The sequence below is a fragment of the Amycolatopsis sp. GA6-003 genome (assembly GCF_046267895.1).
In the GTDB taxonomy this organism is placed as follows: Bacteria; Actinomycetota; Actinomycetes; order Mycobacteriales; family Pseudonocardiaceae; genus Amycolatopsis.
In genome coordinates, this window is record NZ_CP176499.1 from 7,914,426 (window position 1) to 7,936,008 (window position 21,583).

General features: G+C 70.1%; 18 protein-coding genes and 2 tRNA genes. 8 read left to right on the forward strand and 12 right to left on the reverse strand.

Annotation, left to right across the window (positions count from 1 at the left end; all coding sequences use genetic code 11):
• Positions 1–17: 17 nt before the first annotated feature.
• The 5 genes from F9C12_RS35680 to F9C12_RS35700 form a co-directional block, all read right to left on the reverse strand.
• A complete protein-coding gene (locus tag F9C12_RS35680; protein ID WP_409463377.1) occupies positions 18–1,172 on the reverse strand; it encodes a sialidase family protein in 1,155 nt (384 codons plus the stop codon).
• A gap of 79 nt (positions 1,173–1,251) precedes the next feature.
• On the reverse strand, positions 1,252–2,307 hold the full coding sequence (locus F9C12_RS35685) for an AAA family ATPase (protein WP_409463378.1): 1,056 nt from the start codon (positions 2,305–2,307) through the stop codon (positions 1,252–1,254).
• Positions 2,308–2,350: 43 nt separating this feature from the next.
• Positions 2,351–3,388 carry an aliphatic amidase gene (locus tag F9C12_RS35690; RefSeq protein WP_409186150.1) on the reverse strand — a complete coding sequence of 346 codons (1,038 nt, stop codon included), beginning with the start codon at positions 3,386–3,388 and terminating at the stop codon, positions 2,351–2,353.
• Positions 3,389–3,413: 25 nt separating this feature from the next.
• A complete protein-coding gene (locus tag F9C12_RS35695; RefSeq protein WP_409186151.1) occupies positions 3,414–4,040 on the reverse strand; it encodes an AmiS/UreI family transporter in 627 nt (208 codons plus the stop codon).
• An 88-nt stretch (positions 4,041–4,128) separates the two neighbouring features.
• Positions 4,129–5,199, reverse strand: a complete 1,071-nt coding sequence (locus F9C12_RS35700) for a substrate-binding domain-containing protein (RefSeq protein WP_409186152.1) — start codon at positions 5,197–5,199, stop codon at positions 4,129–4,131.
• A gap of 95 nt (positions 5,200–5,294) precedes the next feature.
• On the opposite strand from F9C12_RS35700, the gene F9C12_RS35705 reads away from it, so the two are divergent.
• Complete coding sequence (locus F9C12_RS35705) at positions 5,295–5,702, forward strand: MarR family winged helix-turn-helix transcriptional regulator (RefSeq protein WP_409463379.1); 408 nt, start codon at positions 5,295–5,297, stop codon at positions 5,700–5,702.
• A 6-nt stretch (positions 5,703–5,708) separates the two neighbouring features.
• On the opposite strand, the gene F9C12_RS35710 is transcribed toward F9C12_RS35705, so the two are convergent.
• A complete protein-coding gene (locus F9C12_RS35710) occupies positions 5,709–6,035 on the reverse strand; it encodes a hypothetical protein (protein ID WP_409463380.1) in 327 nt (108 codons plus the stop codon).
• A gap of 41 nt (positions 6,036–6,076) precedes the next feature.
• Positions 6,077–6,823, reverse strand: a complete 747-nt coding sequence (locus tag F9C12_RS35715; protein ID WP_409186155.1) for an IclR family transcriptional regulator — start codon at positions 6,821–6,823, stop codon at positions 6,077–6,079.
• Between the two features lie 106 nt (positions 6,824–6,929).
• On the opposite strand from F9C12_RS35715, the gene F9C12_RS35720 reads away from it, so the two are divergent.
• Positions 6,930–8,054 carry a CaiB/BaiF CoA transferase family protein gene (locus F9C12_RS35720; RefSeq protein ID WP_409467130.1) on the forward strand — a complete coding sequence of 375 codons (1,125 nt, stop codon included), beginning with the start codon at positions 6,930–6,932 and terminating at the stop codon, positions 8,052–8,054.
• Positions 8,051–9,241, forward strand: coding sequence for an acyl-CoA dehydrogenase family protein (locus F9C12_RS35725; protein ID WP_409463381.1), 1,191 nt, complete (start codon positions 8,051–8,053; stop codon positions 9,239–9,241). Before F9C12_RS35720 ends, F9C12_RS35725 begins: the two co-directional genes overlap by 4 nt.
• Before the next feature lie 118 nt (positions 9,242–9,359).
• On the opposite strand, the gene F9C12_RS35730 is transcribed toward F9C12_RS35725, so the two are convergent.
• Entirely contained in the window at positions 9,360–11,495 is a 2,136-nt protein-coding gene (locus F9C12_RS35730; protein ID WP_409463382.1) for a phosphocholine-specific phospholipase C, read from the reverse strand.
• Positions 11,496–11,862: 367 nt separating this feature from the next.
• Here F9C12_RS35730 and F9C12_RS35735 point away from each other — a divergent pair, with 367 nt between their 5' ends.
• From F9C12_RS35735 to F9C12_RS35750, 4 genes are read left to right on the forward strand one after another with little or no spacing between them, the layout of a single operon-like run.
• Positions 11,863–12,399, forward strand: a complete 537-nt coding sequence (locus F9C12_RS35735) for a YbaB/EbfC family nucleoid-associated protein (RefSeq protein WP_409463383.1) — start codon at positions 11,863–11,865, stop codon at positions 12,397–12,399.
• Between the two features lie 13 nt (positions 12,400–12,412).
• Positions 12,413–12,745 (forward strand): type VII secretion target, encoded by a 333-nt coding sequence (locus tag F9C12_RS35740; RefSeq protein ID WP_409186159.1) that lies wholly within the window; start codon positions 12,413–12,415, stop codon positions 12,743–12,745.
• The gene (locus tag F9C12_RS35745; RefSeq protein WP_409463384.1) at positions 12,742–17,016 is read left to right on the forward strand and encodes a DUF6531 domain-containing protein; all 4,275 of its coding nucleotides are present in this window, start codon (positions 12,742–12,744) and stop codon (positions 17,014–17,016) included. The genes F9C12_RS35740 and F9C12_RS35745 overlap by 4 nt, the downstream gene beginning before the upstream one ends.
• Positions 17,004–17,534, forward strand: coding sequence for a hypothetical protein (locus tag F9C12_RS35750; RefSeq protein ID WP_409463385.1), 531 nt, complete (start codon positions 17,004–17,006; stop codon positions 17,532–17,534). The genes F9C12_RS35745 and F9C12_RS35750 overlap by 13 nt, the downstream gene beginning before the upstream one ends.
• Positions 17,535–17,568: 34 nt before the next feature.
• Here F9C12_RS35750 and F9C12_RS35755 read toward each other — a convergent pair whose 3' ends face one another.
• The 4 genes from F9C12_RS35755 to F9C12_RS35770 form a co-directional block, all read right to left on the reverse strand.
• Positions 17,569–17,898, reverse strand: coding sequence for a hypothetical protein (locus F9C12_RS35755; RefSeq protein ID WP_409463386.1), 330 nt, complete (start codon positions 17,896–17,898; stop codon positions 17,569–17,571).
• Between the two features lie 145 nt (positions 17,899–18,043).
• A tRNA-Val gene (locus F9C12_RS35760) sits at positions 18,044–18,118 on the reverse strand.
• Positions 18,119–18,152: 34 nt separating this feature from the next.
• A tRNA-Val gene (locus F9C12_RS35765) sits at positions 18,153–18,224 on the reverse strand.
• Between the two features lie 83 nt (positions 18,225–18,307).
• Positions 18,308–19,498, reverse strand: a complete 1,191-nt coding sequence (locus F9C12_RS35770) for a transcriptional regulator (RefSeq protein WP_409463387.1) — start codon at positions 19,496–19,498, stop codon at positions 18,308–18,310.
• Between the two features lie 154 nt (positions 19,499–19,652).
• Here F9C12_RS35770 and F9C12_RS35775 point away from each other — a divergent pair, with 154 nt between their 5' ends.
• Positions 19,653–21,470 carry an NAD(P)-binding domain-containing protein gene (locus tag F9C12_RS35775; protein ID WP_409463388.1) on the forward strand — a complete coding sequence of 606 codons (1,818 nt, stop codon included), beginning with the start codon at positions 19,653–19,655 and terminating at the stop codon, positions 21,468–21,470.
• Positions 21,471–21,583 lie beyond the last annotated feature (113 nt).

Here is a 21,583-nt window from a genome sequence, read left to right on the forward strand (position 1 = left end):
ACCGGGCACGACCGACGTCAAAGGGGCAAGCGGCGGAATTCGATCTTCTCGTACGCGCTGGTGACGCCGGTTTCGTAGAGGACGCCGACGGTGAAGCGGTCCGGTTGTACCAGATCGGAGTAGCCAGCGGGGGCATCGGCGACGACGGTGGACGGTTGCCAGGTTTTGCCGTGGTCCGCGCTCGTCCTCAATTGCATTGTGCGGCGCATCGCTGGGTCGGACGGGCCGGAATAGAGGAGTACGCGGCGGTCGGTCGTTTGCAGGACGCTGCCTTCTACTTTCGGGCCGGACAGGGTCGGCTGCACTTGATACGGGCGGGTCAGGGTGCGGCCGCCGTCTGTGCTGTACGCGTCCAGCCTGTGTTCCGGGGCGGAGCCCTGGTTGCGGCTGGAGAAATAGACGGTGCCGTCCGGCAGCTCGGTGGCGGTGGTTTCGTTCGGGGCGAGGACGCCGTCGGTGGGGTCGTCGGTGAAGCCGAGGTGCCAGGTGCGGCCGTTGTCGTCGCTGTAGAGATCGTGGCCGCCGTAGTACTTGGCTTCGGTTCCGACGTCCGGCGAACCCGCGGGAGGGGCGCTGGAATGGTTGGCGGGCACGACGATTCGCCCGGCGTAGCGGCCGTGTTTCAGGAGGGTCGCGTGGCCGGGGGCGGTGGCGTACCAGCGCCAGGACGGGAGTTTCGTCGCGGCGGTGATGTCTCTCGACGGGGTCCAGGTGCGGCCGTTGTCGGTGCTGCGCCGGACGAAAACCCGTCGGGTGTCTTGCGGGGACACGGTTCCGGACATGATGGCTTTCTCGCTGACGGGTCCATTGTGGACAGTCAGTAGCACGAGGTCGCCGTTGCGCGCGATTACCGGGGTCGGGTTTCCGGCGGTGGCTTCGCCGTTGCTGTCCACGACGCGCAGGTCGCCCCAGGTGCAGCCGCCGTCGCGGGAGGTTTTGGCGACGGTTTGGATCGCGCCGGAGTCGCCGGGGGAATCTCGGCGGCCTTCGGCGAAGGCGAGCAGCGCGCCGTTCGCCGCGCGGACCATCGCGGGGATGCGGAAGGTGTGGTAGCCCTCGGTGCCCGAGACGAACGGGGTCGAAGAAGTGCAGCTCGGGGTGGCGCTGGCCGGGGCGGGGGCCAAAGTCAAGAGTGCTGCGGCGAGCGCGAGCGTGACTGTTCTCGGGAGCACCGGGGGACCGCCTCTCGCTCCGGACATGGGATGTCCGACGTCCTATGTCCGGAGAACTTAGAGAGGCGGTCGCGCGGCGTCAAGACTCCGGATCGGTGGCGGTCGCGCGGATGGCGCCGGACGCGGCGGTCGCGGTGATCCGCAGCGGGGCGGTTCCGGTCGGGCGTACTCGCATGATTTCGGCGGCTACCGGGGCGGCCAGATGGGTGCGCAGCGTTCGGCGCAGGCCGCGGGCGCCGTAGACCGGGTCGAACCCCTGCTCGGCTAACAGGCGGACGGCGGATTCCTCTACCTGGAGGTCGACGCCCCGGCGGCGGAGCCTCGCGCGCAGCAGGTCGGTTTCGAGGCGGGCGACTTGTTCGATGGTGGTGCGGTCCAGTTCGTCGAAGATCACCGTTTCGTCGATGCGGTTCAGGAATTCCGGGTCGAAGAACGACTGCAGGGCTTTGTCGACGACGGCACGGCGGGTGCGGCCGCGGTCCAGCAGCGCGCGCCAGCGGGAACCGCGGCGGCGGGCCAATTCCTTCGAGCCCAGGTTCGAGGTGAGGAAGACGAAGCTGTTGCGGAAGGAGATTTTCTCCTGTCCGTTCGCGAGGCGCAGCATTCCGTTGTCCAGTACGCCCAGGAGAGCGCGGAGAACAGTGGGGTGCGCCTTTTCCACCTCGTCGAAGAGGACGATTCCCGGAGTGTACGGGTCACCTTCCACAGTGGACCGGTCGAAGACGGTGAAGGCTTCTTTGCTTCCCGCGTATCCGGGCGGGGCGCCGTTGAACGAGGCCGCGTAATGTTCTTGGGCGAGGGAGTTCATGTCCACCCGGCACAGATCGTCCGGGCCGGAGCGCAGCGCGGCGGCTACTTGGCGCACCAGTTCGGTTTTGCCTACGCCGGTGGGGCCGAGGAGCAGGACTGTCGCGGGTGGACGGTCGGGTTCAGTCGCGCCCGCACGGGCCAGGGTGATGGCGCGGACGACGGCGTCGACGGCCGGGTCCTGGCCGAGGACGCGGCTGCGCAGGCGTTCGGCGAGCGCGGCGGGAGTGTCCGGAGTGTCCGGAGTGGACGATGCCGGGGCGGCGGCCGGAGCGGCTGGCTGCCGGTTCCGGTTCTGGTCGTGGTACCTGTCGGTGATGAACGGCATGGTGTCCTTTCCCTGAACCGAAAAACCGGCAGCCAGCGCGGAATCAGGCCTGTTTGGTCTTTTCCGCGGGCAGCTGGCCGACCGGGCATTCGGCGACGCCGATCGTGCCGCGCGTGATGGCCTCGACGTTTTCCTGGGCCTTCTGCGCGTCGGTGACCCACGTGCGGTAGAACTCGAACGGGCAGTCCGCCACGCCCTTGTCGCCGTCGCCGGCCGCGTGCACGCCCGAGTAGCCCCGGTGCAGCAGTTTGAACAGGTGGTTTTGCGACTGGTCGTACTCGCGGGCGTCCCGGATCGCCGAAAGCGACAGCTGGGCGAACTGGATTCCGTACTCTTCCTCGCCGGTTTCGCCGAGCGTCCGGCCGTCGAAACCGATGATCGCCGAGTGGCCGAAATACGAGTACACGCCGTCGAATCCGGCCGCGTTGGCGACCGCCACGTAACAGTTGTTGGCCCACGCCATGGCCTTCGCCATCAAGACCTGCTGGTCCTTCGCCGGGTACATGTAGCCCTGGCAGCGGACGATCAGCTCGGCGCCCTTCATCGCGCAATCCCGCCAGATTTCCGGGTAATTGCCGTCGTCGCAGATGATCAGCGAGATCTTGAGCCCCTTCGGGCCGTCCGTGACGTAGGTCTGGTCGCCCGGGTACCAGCCCTCGATCGGGCACCACGGCAGGATTTTCCGGTACTTCTGCACGATCTCGCCGTGGTTGTCGATGAGCACCAGGGTGTTGTACGGCGGTTTGTCCGGGTGGTCCTCGTGCTGTTCGCCGGTGATCGAGAAAACGCCCCAGGTGTCGGCTTCGCGGCAGGCGGCGGAGAAGATCGCGGTTTCCTCGCCGGGGACGGTCGCCGCGGTTTCGTACATTTCCTGCTCGTCGTACATGATTCCCTGCGTCGAGTATTCGGGGAACACGACGAGGTCCATTCCGGGCAGGCCGCCCTTCATGCCGACCACCATGTCGGCGATCTTGCGCGCGTTCTCCAGCACCTCGGCCTTCGAATGCAGCCGCGGCATCTTGTAGTTCACGACCGCGACGCCGACCGTGTCCGGGCTCGAGGAAATGTCACCGTGTCGCATGGGATTTCTCCTTCTGGTGGGAGGGTCAGGCCGCGGCCGCGGCGCGGTCGGGGACGGAGCGGGGCTGGCCGCGGAAACCGAGCACCGCGGCGAGAGCGACGAGCAGGACCGCGGCCGCGGCGGCGATGAGCGCGGTGGTCGCGGTGGAGCGGTAGCCGCCGGTGAGCGCGAGGAACGCGGGCAGCGTGCAGGTCGGCTGGCTCAGCAGGACGGTCGTCCAGCCGGTGAACCGGGTCAGCCCCTCGCGGCCGAGCCCGAGCACGAGGAAGAACAGGCCCCACAGCAGAGCCCAGGAAAGCCAGATGACGCCGAACACCGGATCGTCCTGCCGCCAGAACGCCAAACCGGCGTACACGAGCGCGGCGCCCGCGACGAACAGAGAAAACCAGCCGATGCCCTCGGGCTCGAGCCCGGCGAGGTTCGCGATCCCGACGTACAGGTAGGTGAAGCCGAACAGGAACAGCCCGGACGCGCCGAGGATCGCTTCGGAATCCCCGTGCGCCTGGACGATCAGCACCGTCGGCGTCACGCACTGCAGCCCGCCCACGAACAGGTTCAGCGCGGCGGCCGACCGCGCGGGCACGCGCCCGAGCAGCATCAGCCCGTTGACCAGCAGTACCGCCCCGACGTAGAGCAGGCCGACGTTGTTCATCGCACGCTCCTCAGTTGGTACCAGATGAAATACTGTCAAGTGAAAATAAATGGGCGGGACGATGCCGTCAAGACCGGAACGGGACGGGTCAGAGCCGGGTGATCGGATCGAAGTCGCAGCCGCGCGCGGCGGCGAGGTGCACGTGCTGGGCGGCTTGCTGGCCGTGGAATTCGACGGTGCCGCGCGGTCCGTCGTAGGCGACGCCGTCGATGGCCGCGTTGAACGCGCGCAGGTCCGGGGCGCCGGCGCGGCGGGCGAGTTCGGCGAGCGTATGCAAGCCCTCGTAACAGGATTCGGCCGCGTTGTTGAGCGGCGGCGCGGCCGGGCCGTGCAGGCGGACGTAGCGGCCGAGCAGGTCCATCGCGTCCGCGGTGACCAGCGAACGGAAGTACGCGGCGGACGCGAACAGGTTTCGGGTCGCCTCGGCTCCGCTGGCCAGGAGCATGTTTTCTTCCATCAGCGGGCTGAAGCGCAGCATCTGCTCGTGGAGGCCGCGCGCGGCGAACTGGCGGTTGAACCGGACCGCGTCCTGTCCGACGAACAGCATCAGAACGCCGTCGCACGCCGAGGTTTCGACGCGCCGGACGAGCCGCGCCATGTCGCCCGAGCCCAGCCCGACGAAGGCTTCGCCGGCGATCTGGAGGTCGAGTTCCCTTGCGTAGCGCCGGATCGCGTCCGCGGAACCGCGCGGCCACACGTAATCGTCGCCTGCCACGAACCAGGTGCGCGCGCCGCAGTTGTCGCGCAGCCACCGCAGCGCGGGCTGGATCTGCACGCGCGGGATTTCCCCGGAACAGTAGATGCCAGAACGACTTTCGCCGCCTTCGTAGAGCGATGTGTACACATAGGGCACGCGGTCGGCGAGGACCGGCGCGAGTGCGTTGCGGACCGAGGAGATGTGCCAGCCGGTGACCGCGTCGATCTCGCCCGCGTCGACCAAGCGGCGCACGGCGGCGGCGACCTGGGCCGGGGGAGCGCCGCCGTCGACGACTTCCAGCGTCACTTCGCGGCCGAGGATTCCGCCCGCGTCGTTGAGTTCCCGGACCGCGAGTTCGCTGATCGCCTCGCACGAGGGCCCGAAAAGGCCCGCCGGTCCCTGCAGCGGGACGACCAGCGCGACGCGCAACGCGCTCGCGCGGCTGGCGACTCCGAGTCCCATGCCGGCTCCGGGCTTCTTTGCCGGTTGACTTGCTTCCATTTGAAAGTCTTACAATGCGAAGGCATTTGCGCAAGGGCGGGAACGAGGGCAGTCGGATGAGGCAGGCACAGGCGGCCGAGGCGTCGTTCATCCGCGCGCTCACCCGCACCGCACGCGCGGTCACCCTGCGGATCGAGCCGCTGCTCAAGGAAGAGGGGCTGAGCCTCGACGGCTGGCTGGTCCTGGACGCGCTCGCCGCGGGCGACGGCCTCACGATGACCGAACTGGCCGGGCGCACGCTGGTCACCGGGCCGACGCTGACCAGGGTGGTCGACCGGCTGGTCACCACCGCGGCGGCGTATCGCGAGGTGGACGTGGAGGACCGGCGCCGCGTCCGGGTGTATCTCGCGCCGCGCGGACGCAGCGCGCATCAGCGGGCGACGGCGCGGCTGGCCGAGGTGGAACGCGAGCTGGACCCGGACGGCGGGGTGCTGGCGAAGCTTTCGGACGTCGAGGTCGAGTAAGGCGAGTCAGCCCCGGCGTTGTGCCCAGGGCGTGCGGAAGACGGCGAGGCTGCCGAGCAAGACCGAGGCGAGCCGGACCGCTCCGCCGTCGGTGAGCAGGGACCGGGGGATTCCCGCCGGTCCGTGGAGGGTGACGGACGCGTCGAAGACCGCGGGCGGGATGACGAAGACTCCGGCGGCTTGGGTGACGTTGACCGCCACGACGACCCAGAACGTCCACGTCCGGCCTCGCAGCGCGAGCAGTCCGGCTGCGTTGCCGACGACGTAGAGGCAGCCGCCGGGCAAGCGGGTGCGCCATGCCTCCAGCCTTGCCTGGTTCGGGCCTGAAGCCATCCGGTGCGAACCCCGAACGGCGCCCCCGGAATTCCCTGCGGCTAGGGCCGCTTCTCCCATTCGCGCCGGTGCCGGGTCAGCACTTCGATCAGCTCGTCCTTGCGTTCGGCCACTTCGGTGTGGCTGCCCATGATCCCGACCGCGGCGACGGTCCGGCCGTCCTCCACGACGGCGACCGACACGCCGTCCGCCTCGGTCGAGGCGCTCGGCGCGGCTACCAGGCCTTCGGCGCGGATCCGGGTCAGGTCCTGCACGAACCGCTCGACCAGTTCCGCGTCCGCCGGCGGCAGCGCGCCGATCTGCGGCCACAGGTCGCGGTTTTCCCGGGCGGCCAGCAGGATCCAGCCGGTCGACGTGCGGATCGGCGAGCGGCGGACGAAACCTTCGGCGAGGTAGGCGTAACGCGGGTCGTGCGAGGCGTAGTCGACGTAATAGAGGTCGCTGCCGACCATGATCGCCAGCACCGCGGTCATCCCGGTTTCCTCGTGCAGCGCTTCGAGATCCTCGTGCGACACCGTGGTGACGGTGGGGCGGCCGGCCAGCCGGGCGAGCAGGAACGGGGCCGGGCCGAGGGAGTAGCGGCGGTCGTGCTCGTCGAGGTATCCGGTGGCGACGAGGCCGTTGACCAGGCCCTGGATCGAGCTCATCGGCGCGTCGAGTTCGCGGGCGAATTCGGTGAGCGTGACCCCGCCGCGGGAGCGCGCGGCCCGCTCCAGGATGGTCGACACCCGGTCGATCATCCGGTGGTGCGGCCTCGGGCGGCCGTCCGGCGTGGGGTGCGTCGGCATCGGTGCTTTCTCTCCTCGGGTGGTCGCGAACTCTACCCGGACCTGCAGGTTGCGTAAATACGTAGTTTGATGCCAGTATGCGTAGCGAGGAGGTGCGCTCGTGAGCATGCCACTGGACGGTGTCGTCGTCGCGGATTTCAGCCGGGTGCTGGCCGGTCCGCTGGCGTGCGTGAACCTGGCCGACCTCGGGGCGACGGTGATCAAGGTCGAGCGGCCCGGTTCCGGGGACGACACCCGCGGCTGGGGTCCTCCGTGGACCGCGCACTCCAGCTCGTACTTCGAATGCGCCAACCGGTCCAAGAAGTCCGTGGTGCTCGACCTCGGCGACCCGGACGACCTGGTGCTGGCGCGCGAACTCGCTCAGCGCGCCGACGTGCTCGTGGAGAACTTCCGGTCCGGCGCGCTGCGGCGGCGCGGGCTCGACTACGAATCGGTCCGCGTGGGTAATCCCGGGATCGTGTACTGCTCGGTTTCCGGCTTCGGCGGCGACGCGGACCTGCCCGGCTACGACTTCCTCGTGCAGGCGATGGGCGGCCTGATGAGCGTCACCGGCACCGACGAACCGACGAAGGCCGGCGTCGCGCTCGTCGACGTGCTCGCCGCGAAGGACGCCGCCATCGGCATCCTCGCCGCGTTGCGGGCCCGCGAGAAAACCGGGCGGGGGCAGCGGGTCGAGGTGAATCTGCTGTCCAGTTTGCTCGGTTCGATGGCCAACCAGGCGTCTTCGTATCTCACCACCGGACGCGCGCCGCGCCGGATGGGCAACTCGCATCCGTCGATCGCGCCGTACGAAACGTTGCGCTGCAAGGACGACGTGCTCGCGTTGGCCTGCGGCAACGACGGGCAGTTCCGCCGGCTCGCCGAGGCGCTCGGCGTTCCGGAGCTGGCCGGCGACGAGCGGTTCGCGACGAATGCCGAACGCGTGCGCAACCGTCCGGAACTGCGCGCCGCTCTTGAACAGCAGCTCGGCACCGACACCGTCGAGGCATGGGCCGCCCGGCTGACCGAGGTCGGCGTGCCCGCCGGTCCGGTCGGCGATCTCGCGGACGGGTTCAAGCTCGCGGAATCGCTCGGTCTCGAACCCACGGTGCCGGTCGGCGACGACGCGCCGCCCCAGGTCCGCCATCCGATCGGCTATTCGGAGACGCCGGTCGCCCGCTACACCGCCCCGCCCCGGCTGGGGCAGCACAGCGACGAGATTCGCCGCTGGCTCGCAGAGGAGAAGAAATGAGCGCCACGAAGTCCCTGCCGCCGCTGGATCCGCGCGACCCCGCCGGGCTCGGCGACCTGTTCACCGAGGACGAGAAGGCGATCGCGGCCGCGGTCCGCCGGGTCTGCGCGGAGCGGATCGACCCGTACGTCGGCGACTGGTTCGAGCGCGGCGAGCTGCCCGACGTCCGCGGCCTGGCCAAGGACCTCGGTTCGCTCGGGGTGCTCGGCATGCACCTGGAGGGCTACGGCTGCGCCGGGATGTCGGCGACCGAGTACGGCCTGGCCTGCCTGGAGCTGGAGGCGACCGACTCGGGCATCCGCTCGCTGGTGTCGGTGCAGGGATCGCTCGCGATGTTCGCGATCTGGAAGTGGGGTTCGGAGGAGCAGAAGCAGCAGTGGCTGCCGTCGATGGCGGCGGGCGAGGCGATCGGCTGCTTCGGGCTGACCGAACCGGACGCCGGTTCGGACCCGGCGAGCATGCGCACCCGCGCGCGGCGCGACGGCGACGACTGGGTCCTCGACGGCCGGAAGATGTGGATTACCAACGGAAGCGTCGCCGACGTCGCCGTGGTGTGGGCGCAGACCGACAAGGGCGTGCGCGGTTTCGTGGTGCCCACGGACACGCCGGGCTTCTCGGCTCCGGAGATCAAGCACAAGCTGTCGCTGCGCGCTTCGGTGACGAGCGAACTCGTTCTCGACGGCGTGCGGCTGCCCGCGGACGCGGTGCTGCCGGAGGTCACCGGGCTGAAGGGACCGTTGAGCTGCCTCAACGAAGCCCGCTTCGGCATCGTGTGGGGTTCGGTCGGCGCGGCGCGGTCCTGTTTGCAGGCGGCGATGTCCTACGCCGAGGACCGCACGCAGTTCGGCAAGCCGATCTCCGCGTTCCAGCTGACGCAGCAGAAACTTGTCGACATGACGCTCGAGTACACCAAGGCGTTGCTGCTCGCGATCCACTTGGGACGGCGCAAGGACGCCGGGGTGCTGCGTCCGGAACAGGTCAGCCTGGGCAAGCTCAACAACGTCCGCGAGGCGATCGAGATCTGCCGCACCGCGCGCACGATCCTCGGCGCGAACGGGATTTCGCTGGAATACCCGGTGATCCGGCACATGAACAACCTCGAATCGGTGCTCACCTACGAGGGCACGGTCGAGATGCACACGCTGGTGGTCGGTCAGGCGATCACCGGGCAGTCCGCTTTCCGCTGAGGGTTCCGGCCGGCATCCCGAGCCCGGCGGCCGCCGATGCGCGCTTCATGCGCCGGACTTCAGCCCGACGCGCGAACGCCCCGGCCGGAAACCTGCGGCCGGGGCGTTCACGCTGGGGTTACCGCCGCGGTCCGGGGTCGCTGAAGCTGGGCCGGCCGGTCTCGTTGTGCCCGGCGAACCGGCGCAGGTAGCCCGGTGCGGCGGGGTCGGTCAGCGAGATGTCGAACCAGCCGAACGAGGACGCCGTTTCGCACGGCACGCGCCGGGTTTCGCCGGGGCCGAGCACGATCGTCCGGGCGGCACTGCGGCTGTAGTCGTTGCGCAGCTTGAGTTTCCGGCGCTGGCGGCCCGGGTTCGTGACGGTCAGCGTCAGCAGCGGGGTGCCGTAGTTGTTCGTGGACACCGAAACCTCGGGCTCGGTCGTGTCCGCGGTGGTGCCGGTGAACTGCGCGAGGTAGCCGTTCGCGCCGGTGACGCGCAGGTCGTAGTTGCCGTGCTCGTCGGTGCCCGGCGCGCCTTCCCAGGTGTCGCTGATGCTGTCGTGCGCGGCGACCGTGTAGCGGCGGGGCGAATCGCCGTGCGCGTAGACGTAGAAGTACGCGCCCGCGGTGCCGTCGTTGGTGAACTGCACCGAAACCGAGCGGCCGTCGCGCTTTCCGGCGAGCGCGGTGGTGAACCGGTACGGCAGCGCCCGCGCGGGGCGGACGCCCGGCTCCTGCTTCGGCATCGTCTGCGGCAGCTTCACCGAGAACGGCTGGTTCTTGCTCGGCAGCGGGGCGGGCGTCGGGGTCGCGACCGGCGTGGTCTGCGGGCGGGAGAAGTCGAACGCCGAGGTGAGGTCGCCGCAGACGGAACGGCGCCACGCGCTGATGTTCGGCTCCGCCACGCCGAACCGGGCTTCCAGGAAGCGCAGCACCGAGGTGTGGTCGAAGGTTTCCGAGCAGACCCAGCCGCCGCGCGACCACGGCGACACGACGAGCATCGGCACCCGCGAACCGAGCCCGGCGGGGTGCTTGCCGGTCAGCGAAACGCCGGTCGGCGCGCCGCCGGTGCCCTTCGGGAGCTTGTCGAAGTCGAGGGTCTCGTCGGGGAGGCTGGCGGCGAGCGAGCGCGAGACCAGCCCGTCCGTGCCGGGCCGGTTGACCAGCGGCGGCATCGGCGGGACGACGTGGTCGAACAGGCCGTCGTTCTCGTCGTAGTTGATGAAGAAGACGGTCTTGCTCCACACCTCGGGGTTCGACACGAGCGCGTCGAGGACGAGGTTCAGGTAGTACGCGCCGTCGCTGGCGGACGCGGCCGCGTGCTCGCTGTACTTGTACGGCGGGACGATCCAGGTGACCTGCGGCAGCTTCCCGGACTGCACGTCGGCGCGGAACTCCTTGAGCGTGTGCGTCGAAACGCCCTGCTCGACCAGCGGACCGGACGCGCCTTCCTTCGGGTGGTACTTCGCGAAGAACTCGAGGCTGTTGTCGGTGTAGTTGTCCGTGGGCTCGCCGGGGATGCCGCTGCCGCCCTGGTAGAGCTTCCAGCTCACGCCGGCCCGCTGGAGCCGTTCGGGGTAGGTCGTCCAGCTGTAGCCGTTGGTGTCCGGCCGCTCCCACAGCCCGGGGCCGTTCTGCTTGCTGCCGAGGCGGTTCTGCGTGTCGATCGTGCCGGACCACAGCAGGATCCGGTTCGGCGCGGTGTCGGCGGGGACGGAGCAGTGGTAGGCGTCGCAGATGGTGAACGCTTCCGCGAGCGCGTAGTGGTACGGCAGCTCGGAGCGCTGCTGGTAGGTCATGGTGAACACGTCCTGCTTTTCGTTCACCCAGCCGTCGTAGCGCCCGCCGTTCCACAGCGGTTCGCCGCTGCCCCAGCCGTGGTGGGTGCCGGCGATGTGCTCGCTGGTGCGCAACGCGTCGAGCGGGAACGGCAGCACGTACTCGGCGTCGTCGGGCAGGCCGCGGCCGTTGTAGCCGGCGGTGCGCACCTTGGCCGGCGGCTGGTAGAACACCGGCCGCCCGTTGGGCAGCAGGTGCGGCCGGGGGTCGCCGTAGCCGCGCACGCCGCGCATGGTGCCGAAGTAGTGGTCGAAGGACCGGTTCTCCTGCATGAGCACGACCACGTGCTCGACGTCCTCGATGGTCCCCGACCGGCGGGCCGGTTCGACCGCGAGCGCCTTGCCGATGGAACCGGGCAGCAGCCCTCCGGCCGCGGCGCCGGCCAGCGAAGCGCCCGCCAAGCCGAGAAAGTTCCGGCGACTCGTACCCGCCATGTTCGCGTCCTCCATGTGTTCGCGGCGAGACAGCGGTCGCCCGGATTTACCGGCCGCCGCTCGCCCGGGAAGAGCATGGACGAGCCGAGTGTCCCGGATCTGGCGCGCGGGTGAATACTCCGTCCGGGGGCGGCTCGCCGCGGTCCGGGCGGGATGTCCGGCGATCTCGGCGGCCCGGGTCCGGTGACGCTCCCGGCGCCCTCCGCGACAGCGCCGGGGGCGGACGGAAAACAGTTTCCGGACAAAAAAGTCATTGTTCCTTCTTGCCGCATAAGCACTTCGACTGCGCGGGCCGGAATGTGCTTTCCTGGCGGACGGCCCGGAGCATGGGGGTTCCGCGCGGCACGGACGGAAGAAGGAGCACACGATGAGCGATCCGTCGCCGAACGGGCCGGGCCCCGCCGCGCGGATCGACCAGATGGTCGCGCAGGCGAAGGCGAAAGCCGAGCGGTACCAGGCGATGCAGGCCGCCGCCGGGCGGGTCTCGGTGACCGAGACCGGCAAGGACGGCCTGGTCACCGTCACGGTCGATTCGGCGGGCAACGTCACCGACCTGCGCGTCTCCGACCGGATCCGGGAACTGTCCGGCGACCGGATCGCCGCCGCGGTGCTCGGCACGCTGCGCCGCGCGCAGTCCCGGCTTCCGGAACGGCTGGGCGAGGTCATGGCCGCCACGATCGGCGACGACCCGGCGACGGTGGACACGATCGTCGGCAACTACCGGGCCAAGTTCCCGGAACCCGAACCGGACGGACCGGAATCCGCGGATCCGGGGAACCAGGTGCGGCTCGGCGCGCTCGAAGAGGAAGCCGGCGCGCCGGAGCCTCGCCCGGCCCGCCGTCCGGCGGCCGATCCCGGCGAGGGCGACGACGATTTCGGCCAGTCGTTCATGACCAGGGGATGAGCGGGGGAAGGCGATGGCGGACGGCGGTTCCGGCGGCTACCAGGTCCATCCGGACGAACTGGCCGCGCACGCGAAGGCGGTCGAACAGGTCGGCAAGACGCTGGGGCAGGCGTTGTCCGCGGCCGAACAGGTGACGATGGGCGTGCAGGCCTACGGCATGATCTGCGGCCCGCTGTTCGTGCCGATCGTGCTGGCGGTGAGCGCTCCCGGCCTCGCCACGCTCGGGCTTGCCGCCGAGGCGATGGGCGAGGTGTCCGGCGCGGTGACCACGGCGGTCACGACCTATCAGACCGCGGAGCAGAACCACGCGCGGGCCATCGGCAAGCTGGGGGAGAAGCTTTCATGAGCAATCCGCTGGTGGCGCAGCGGCAGGATTCGACGACCTGGCATTCCGGGATCAGCGTTCTCGACGACGCCGCGGGCGTGTACGACGGCGTGCAGTCCGGTTCCTGGATCGAGGGCGGGATCGCCGGGCTCGGCGCGGGCCTGGACATGCTGACCATCGCGATGAACCCGGTCGGCACGCTGATCTCCTACGGGCTGAACTGGCTGATCGAGCACGTCAAACCGTTGCAGGACGCGCTGAACCAGCTGGCCGGCGACGGCGACCAGATCGCGGCGTACTCGCAGACGTGGAAGAACGTCGGCGCCGCCACGCAGCAGGCGGCGAAAGACCTGGCCGAGACCGTGCGGAAGGACACCGCGAACTGGCTGGGCGGCGGCGCGGACGCGTACCGGGAGAATCTGCAGAAGAAGATCGACCACATCAACGCCGCCGCGACGTGCGCGAACACGATCGGCACGGTGGTCGAGGTCGTCGGCGTGGTCACCGCCGCGGTGCGCTGCCTCGTCCGCGACATGATCACCCAGGCGGTCGGCGACTTCATCCAGGACGCGCTGGAGGAGGTCTTCTCCCTCGGGCTCGGCACGCCGGTCGTGGTGGCGCAGGTGGTCGAGCAGGTGTCGGCGTGGATCGAGAAGATCGGTGCGCTGATCAAGAAGCTGATCAACTCGGTCGAGAAGCTGCGGCCGATGATGTCGAAGCTCGAAGAGATCTTCGCGTCGATCAAGAAGGTGCTGTCCGACCTCCACGGCAAGCCGCGCGAAGGCGGCGACGCGACCCATGTCTCGTCCGCGGACGAGCCGCACACCCCGCCGGGCAAGCCGTCGCACGGCGACGGGGCGCACGCGCCGGACGAGGGAACCGCGCCCAGCGGAGCGGAACCCGGAGGCGGCAGCCCGCACGATTCTCCGGGGAAGCCCGGCGAACCCCACGCCCGCGAAAGCACCGATCCGGCGAAGGACGGGCGGCCCAACGACGGGAAGTGCACCGGCGGCGACCCGGTCGACCTCGCCACCGGCGAAATGCTGATGTCCCAGACGGATGTCGAACTGCCCGGCGTGCTGCCGCTGGTGCTGCGCCGGACGCACGTGTCGAGCTACCGGCTGGGCCGCTCCTTCGGCTCGTCCTGGGCGTCCACAATGGACCAGAGAGTCGAGCTGGACGCGGAAGGCGTCTGCTATGTCGGCGAGGACGGCGTCACGCTGACCTACCCGCTGCCCGCCGAGGACGGTTCGCCGGTCGTTCCCTCGCACGGCGTCCGCTGGCCGTTGCGCGCGCTGTCGGCCACCGAGTTCACCGTCACCAGCCCGGCCGACGGACTGGTCCGGCATTTCCGCGCCGCGCCGGAAAACGGGGCTCCGCACCGGGTTCTGCTGTCCGCGATCTCCGACCGCAACGGGAACACCGTCACGATCGTCCGGGATCCGGACGGCTTCCCGGCTTCGCTCGAGCATTCCGGCGGCTGCCGCATCGCGGTCGAAACGGTGGCCGGCCGCGTCGTGGCACTGCGCCTGGCCCGCGCGTCCGGCGGCGACATTCCGCTGGCCAGCTACGAGTACGACGCCCAGGGAAGGCTGTCGGCGGTCGGCAATTCCTCCGGCCGGGCCCTGCGGTTCGAGTACGACCGGGCGGGCCGGGTCACCACGTGGACCGACCGCAACGGGCATTGGTACACCTACCACTACGACGAGGCGGGCCGGGTCGTGCGGACCGACGGCAGCGGCGGCGCGCTCGCCTGCACGATCGGCTACGACCCCGGCAGCCGGGTCACGACCTACCGCGATTCGCTCGGCGCGGTCAGCGTTTTCCAGTTCGACTCCGCCTGGCAGCTGGTGCGCCAGACCGACCCGCTCGGCGCGACCACCCTGTTCGAGCGAGACCGCTTCGGCCGGGTCACCGCGGAAACCGATCCGCTGGGGCACACCACGCGGCACGAATACGGACTGACCGACGAACCCGTCCGGACGATCCATCCGGACGGCAGCGTCACCAGCACGGTCTGCGACGAGCACGGCCTGCCGGTCGCGGTGGTCGACGCCGACGGTGCACAGTGGACATACCGGCGCGACGAACGCGGGAATATCGTCGAGGAAACCGATCCGGCGGGCGCGGTCACCCGATACGAGTACGCCGAATTCGGCCATCTGCGCGCCGAAACCGACGCGCTCGGCAATGTCCGGCGCATCGAGACCGACGCCCGCGGCCTGCCGGTGGCGCTGACCGACCCGCTCGGCCGGACCACGCGGATCGCCCGGGACGAGTTCGGCCGGATCACCGCGGAAACGGACCCGCTGGGCCACACCGTGCGGACGTCGTGGACGGTGGAGGGAAAGCCGCTGGCCCGGATTCGCGCGGACGGGACGGTCGAGCGCTGGCGGCACGACCCGGAGGGCAACTTCGCCGAGTACTCGGTCGACGGGGTCCCGCAGCTGTCGGTCGCCACGACCCATTTCGACCTGCCGGTCGCGCAGACCGGCGCGGACGGCGGCCGGATCGAGTTCGGCTACGATACCGAGCTGAATCTGGCCTCGGTCACCAACGCACAGGGCGCGGTCTGGCGCTACGAGTACGACGCGGCCGGTTTCCTCGTCCGCGAAACGGATTTCAACGGACGCGTGACGACCTATGCGCGGGACGCGGCCGGCCGGCTCGCCGGGAAAACCAACGGGGCCGGGCAAAGTGTCACTTACCAGCGCGACGCCCGCGGCAACATCGTGGCGGCCCAGTCCCCGACGGACAGCCAGCGCTTCGCCTACGACCGCGCGGGCCGGCTCGTGTCCGCGGCGAACCGGGATTCGACCGTCGAGCTGACCAGAGACGTGCTCGGCCGCGTGCGCGCCGAGACGGTGAACGGCCGGACCGTCGAGTCGGAGTTCGACGTGCTCGGCCGCTGCGTGCGCCGACGGACCCCGAGCGGCACCGTGACGACGTGGGAGTACGACGCCGCCGGGTCGCCGGTCGCGCTGCGCAACGGCAGCCGGGTGCTGAGTTTCGGGTACGACGCGGCGGGCCGGGAAACTGTTCGGACGACCCCGTCCGGCGTGCGGCTCGCGCAGTCGTGGGACCAGACCGACCGCCTGGTCGGGCAGGCCGTGCTCGGCGGGGGCGGCGACCCGGCGCGGCAGGTGCAGCACCGGACGTTCCGCTACCGCCCGGACGGCAGCGTCGTCGCCATGACCGACCGGATCCACGGCGCGCGCCAGTTCGACCTCGACGGGTTCGGCCGGGTCACGCGGGTGCGCGGCGAGCGCTGGTCGGAGCAGTACACCTACGACGGGTCGGGCAACCTCGCCGGCGAAGGCGCCGAGGTGTGGCGCAGCACCGGAACTCTGCTGCACGACGCGGGCGCGCTGCGCTACCAGTACGACGCGCAAGGCCGGGTGGTGCGCAAGCAGCGCGGCGCCGAAGTGTGGCAGTACGACTGGAACGCGGACGACCAGCTCGTCGGCCTGGTCACGCCGGACGGGACCGGGTGGCGCTACCGCTACGACGCGCTGGGCCGGCGGATCGCGAAGGAACGGCACGTCGGCGGCCAGGTCGCCGAGCGGGTCGAGTTCGTCTGGGACGGCACGGCGCTCGCCGAGCAGCACACCGCCGGGCAGTCGCTGACCTGGGACTACGACCCGTCCTCGCACCGGCCGCTCGTCCAGGTGGAGCGCGGGGGCGCCGACGAGCGGTTCTACGCGATCGTCACCGATCTCGTCGGCGCGCCGACCGAACTGCTGGACGAGCAGGGCGGGGTCGCGTGGTTCGGGCAGAACACGGTGTGGGGCAAGCCGATCGCGCACGGCGGCACGACGACGACCCCGCTGCGGTTCCCCGGCCAGTACGCCGACCCCGAATCGGGGCTCAACTACAACTATTTCCGGTACTACGACCCGGAAACCGCCCGGTATTTCAGCGCCGACCCGGTCGGCCTCGCCGGCGGCTACTGGCCGCACAGCTACGTGCCGAACCCGCTGACCTGGCTCGACCCGCTCGGTCTTTCCCTGCTCGACGTCAGCAAGAACGGCGTGCGCATCGTGGTGCACGAGTACGACGTCGACAAGCCCGCGCACGCGCACGTCACCGGCGGCGGGGGCCGGGAGGTCCGGATCGGGCCGAACGGCCATCCGATCGACGGCCAGCCGGAGCTTTCCGGCAGGCAGCGCGCCGTGGTGGGAGAATACAAAAAGGAGGTCCGGAAGGCCGTCCGCAAGCTCGGCAAGCGGAACCAGGCGGAGGAAAGGGCCGAGGAAGAGCGGAAGCGGGCCGCAAAGGGATGCACGAAGTGACGACGTTGCGAGCCGATCTGACCGCGTTGTTCGCCGCTGCCGGGCTGACCGGCGTGGACGTCGACGCGGCGGTCGCGGACGAGCACGTCCGGTCCGCCGCTTACCGCCGGGTCGTCGCGGCGGGCGGGGCGGATCCCCGCGAGCTGGCGGCGGTGCTGGTGCGGGATCCGCAGCCGCTGACGGCCAAGACGGCGGTGGTGGAGCTGGTCGACCAGGTCGCGGGGGAGACGGCCGACCCGGCGGAGTTCCGGCGGCTGGCGGAGGGGATCGTCGCGGAGGCGGACCGGCTCGCGCCGGCGAAGGACCGGGAGTTCGTCCGGCAGCGGGTGCGCGACTGGGAAGTGTGGCTGGAGACCGAAAACGGCCGGGTCCCGGACGCCGCCGGCCTGGAGTCGGCGAGCGACTGGATGCAGCGGCGGCTGGCTGACTTCTCCGCTTCGCGGGAGGTGCTGGCATGGCTGGCCGAGCACGGTCGGACGAAGAAGATCCGCAACATCGCCGCGAACCGCGCGACCTGAGGCCCCGGCTGGGAGTCTGTCGACCCGGTTTCGGTCACGCCGGGGGAGCGGCCTCGGCTTCCTCGGCCATCTCGACGAGTTCGGCGATGTGCTCCCGGGCGGCCTCGTCGCCTGGGAACCATTCTTCGGCCGCGGCCGGCAGCTTCTCCCGGATGACCTTCATGATCTCCGCGGAGCAGACGCCGAGCGAGAAGAACGCGTAACCCCCGGCCACGAAGTCGCGCAGGTCCGCGGCCAACGCCGGGTCCTCGACCTCGTCCGCGACGAACCCGAGGACCCGGCGCAGCAGCCCGCGGCTCGGCATCCAGTCGAGGAAGTCCAGATCGGCCTTCCCCGGCGGATCGACGATGAAATCAGCGGACACGGGGCACCTCGCGACGAGGAGGGAAGGAGCGACGGCGGATACCGCGGAGACGGGCCGTCTCGCTGACAGCCAGGACGCTGCCGGAAATCGCGAACGGCCCGCCGGTGAAGATCATCGACGGGCCGGGCGCGGAGAACAATCATGCTGGTGGGCGATACTGGGATCGAACCAGTGACCTCTTCGGTGTGAACGAAGCGCTCTCCCCCTGAGCTAATCGCCCGTTGTGCAACGCACCAGTCTGGGGGGGACTGGAGTGCGCGATACTGGGATTGAACCAGTGACCTCTTCCGTGTCAGGGAAGCGCTCTCCCGCTGAGCTAATCGCGCTTGCTGCCGTGCAACGTGTCGTAAACATTAGCGGACGCCTCGGCGCCGCTCGCACCGGGGGGCCCGTTGCCGGACTGCGCTGGTCACTGTCCTGCGTGGACAGTCATGCGCACGCCTTCGGCCAGCCGGTAGGGGCGGGTGTCGACGATGGCGCCCAGGAGCCGGCGCAGGCGCGAAACCTCGGCGCGGACGGTGACCAGGTGCTCGGCGTCTCCGTAGAGGGCGTGGCTCAGCGCGACCGCGGACAGGCCGTCGCGGCCGGCCTTTTCGAGGCGGACCAGGATTTCCGCGTGCCGTCTGGTGATCGGGCGGCGCCAGCCGGTGTCGCCTGCTTGGAGGCTGAGCAGCGGGGCGGGCGTGAGGTCCAGGTCGAGCCGGACGGTGCGGGCGGTGTCGGCGGGGCGGACGAGCCAGCCGTCGGCGATGGGTTCGGGGAGGCAGGCTCCCAGGCCGGGGACGGCGACGACCTGGCCGGCTTGGGGCGCGGCGATGCGTTCGCCCGCGGAGACGCCGACGCTGTGCGCGACCCAGCCGTCCTCGTCCACGACCAGCGCGGGGCCGGACGACAGCACAGGTTCAGCCATCTGGCGCAGTCGTTCGAGGCGCTGGCGGTGGGTGCGCCACAGCTGCGATTCGGCCAGCCGTTTGCCGGTTTCGACGAGGGCGCCGATCGCCGGGTGCAGGGTCAGCGCGGGGCCGCTGACGTCGATGACGCCGAGCAGTTCGCCGGTGCGCGGGTCGTGGATCGGCGAGGCGGTGCAGTACCACGGGTGCTGGTTCTGCTCGAAGTGTTCGCCGGCGAGCAGTTCGATCGGTGCGGCCTCGGCCAGCGCGGTGCCGATCGCGTTGGTGCCGACGCGGGATTCGGTCCATTCCGAGCCCTCGACGAAACCCAGCGTGTCCGCCTTGCGCCGGACGGCGGACGAGCCTTCGCGCCACAGGATGATGCCGTCGGCGTCGGTGACTACCAGGAGCATGTGCGCCGAATCGGAGGTCGCGCCGACGACCTGGCGGAGGTCTTCGATGACGTGCCGCAGCGGGGAGTCGTGGCGGCGGCGTTCGACCTCGTCGCCGGGCACCGAATCGCGGGCGTTCATCCCGTCGGCGGTCAGGCCGAGGCTCAGCACGCGGGACCAGGAACGCGAGACGAGCGGACGCGGCGGCACCGCGGGACGGCTGCCGCCGATGACCGCCTCGTGCATGCGGACGAGGTCGCGGGCGTAGGTGGGCAGGTTGCGGCCCGGAGGCACCGCGCTGTGCACCACCACAGTCACCTCCCGCACCGTCGCGTCAGCGGCCCAGCATAGGTGACCTGCGCCGACGTTGTCATGCCTCGGCGCGTGCAACTCGCTGCAACCCTTGCCGCGCGCCTCGGCCGGGGAGTGTGATCGGCGCTACACCCACGACAGCGACGTCCGAGGAGTAGCGATGACACAGACCGTCGACCGGATCGCGGAGGCGAGCACGCCGCAGGCCCGGGTCGAGGACTGGCTGGGCCGGTTCGAGGCCGCGCTGGCCGCCCGCGACATCGAGGCCGCCGCTGGATTGTTCGCGGTCGATTCCTATTGGCGCGACCTGGTTTCGTTCACCTGGAACCTCAAGACCGTCGAGGGCCGCGACGGGGTCGCCGGGCTTCTCGGCAGCTGTCTGGAGACGACTGACCCGAGCGGGTTCCGCACCACCGAACCGGCCACCGAGGCCGACGGCGTCACCGAAGCGTGGATCGAGTTCGAGACCGCTGTCGGACGCGCGAAGGGGCACCTGCGGCTGAAGGACGAAGGCGCGTGGACGCTGCTCACCAGCCTGCGCGAGCTGAAGGGTTTCGAGGAGCCGCAACGGGAACGGCGGCCCAAGGGCGTCGAGCACGGCGTGGTGCGCGGCCGCCGGTCGTGGGCGGAGAAGCGGGCCGAGGAGCAGGAGACGCTCGGCTACGGCCAGCAGCCCTACGTCGTCGTGATCGGCGGCGGGCAGGGCGGGATCGCGCTCGGCGCCCGGCTGCGCCAGCTCGGCGTGCCGTCGCTGGTGGTGGAGCGCAACGACCGGCCCGGCGATTCGTGGCGCAAGCGGTACAAGAACCTCTGCCTGCACGACCCGGTCTGGTACGACCACCTGCCCTACCTGCCGTTCCCGGAGAACTGGCCGGTTTTCGCGCCCAAGGACAAGATCGCCGACTGGCTCGAGATGTACACGCGGCTGATGGAGGTGCCGTACTGGACGCGTTCCACGGTCACCTCGGCGGTGTGGGACGACGCCGCGAAGCAGTGGCACGTCACGGTGGACCGGGACGGCGAGCAGGTCGTTCTCACGCCGCGGCACGTGGTGTTCGCGACCGGCATGTCCGGCAAGCCGAACCTGCCGTCGTTCCCCGGCATGGACGAATTTCAGGGCGACCAGCACCATTCGTCGCAGCACCCCGGACCGGACGCGTACGCGGGCAAGAAGGCGGTCGTCGTCGGGTCGAACAACTCGGCGCACGACATCTGCGCGGCGCTGTGGGAACACGGCGCGGACGTGACCATGGTGCAGCGTTCCTCCACGCACATCGTGAAGTCGGATTCGCTGATGGACCTCGGCCTCGGAGACCTGTACTCGGAGCGCGCGGTGGCCGCGGGCGTCACCACCGAGAAGGCCGACCTGATCTTCGCGTCGATCCCGTATCGGATCATGCCGCAGTTCCAGATCCCGGTGTACCAGGCGATCCGCGAGCGCGACGCGGACTTCTACGCCCGGCTCGAGGCCGCCGGCTTCAAGCACGACTGGGGCGACGACGGCTCCGGCCTGTTCATGAAGTACCTGCGCCGCGGGTCCGGCTACTACATCGACGTGGGCGCGTCGGAGCTCGTCGCCAACGGCAGCATCAAGCTCGCGCACGGCCAGGTCGACCACCTGACCGCGAACTCGGTGGTGCTGGCCGACGGCACCGAACTGGAAGCCGACGTGGTCGTCTACGCGACTGGCTACGGCTCGATGAACGGCTGGGTCGCGGACCTGGTCGGGCAGGAGACCGCGGACAAGGTCGGCAAATGCTGGGGCCTCGGCTCGGAAACGACGAAGGACCCGGGCCCGTGGGAGGGCGAGCAGCGCAACATGTGGAAACCCACCCAGCAGGAGGGATTGTGGTTCCACGGCGGGAATCTGCACCAGTCGCGGCATTACTCGCTGTATCTGGCGTTGCAGCTGAAGGCGCGGTTCGAGGGGCTTGAGACGCCGGTGTACGGGCTGCAGGAAGTGCATCACCTGTCTTGAACGGGAACCCGGTGGCCGCCTCGCTGCGGTCGCCGGGGTTTTCCTTGCCGCGGCCGGGCCGTCGTCGCGAGCCGGGCTGAAGCGCTGCGACGCGGATCGCTTCACGGGCTACC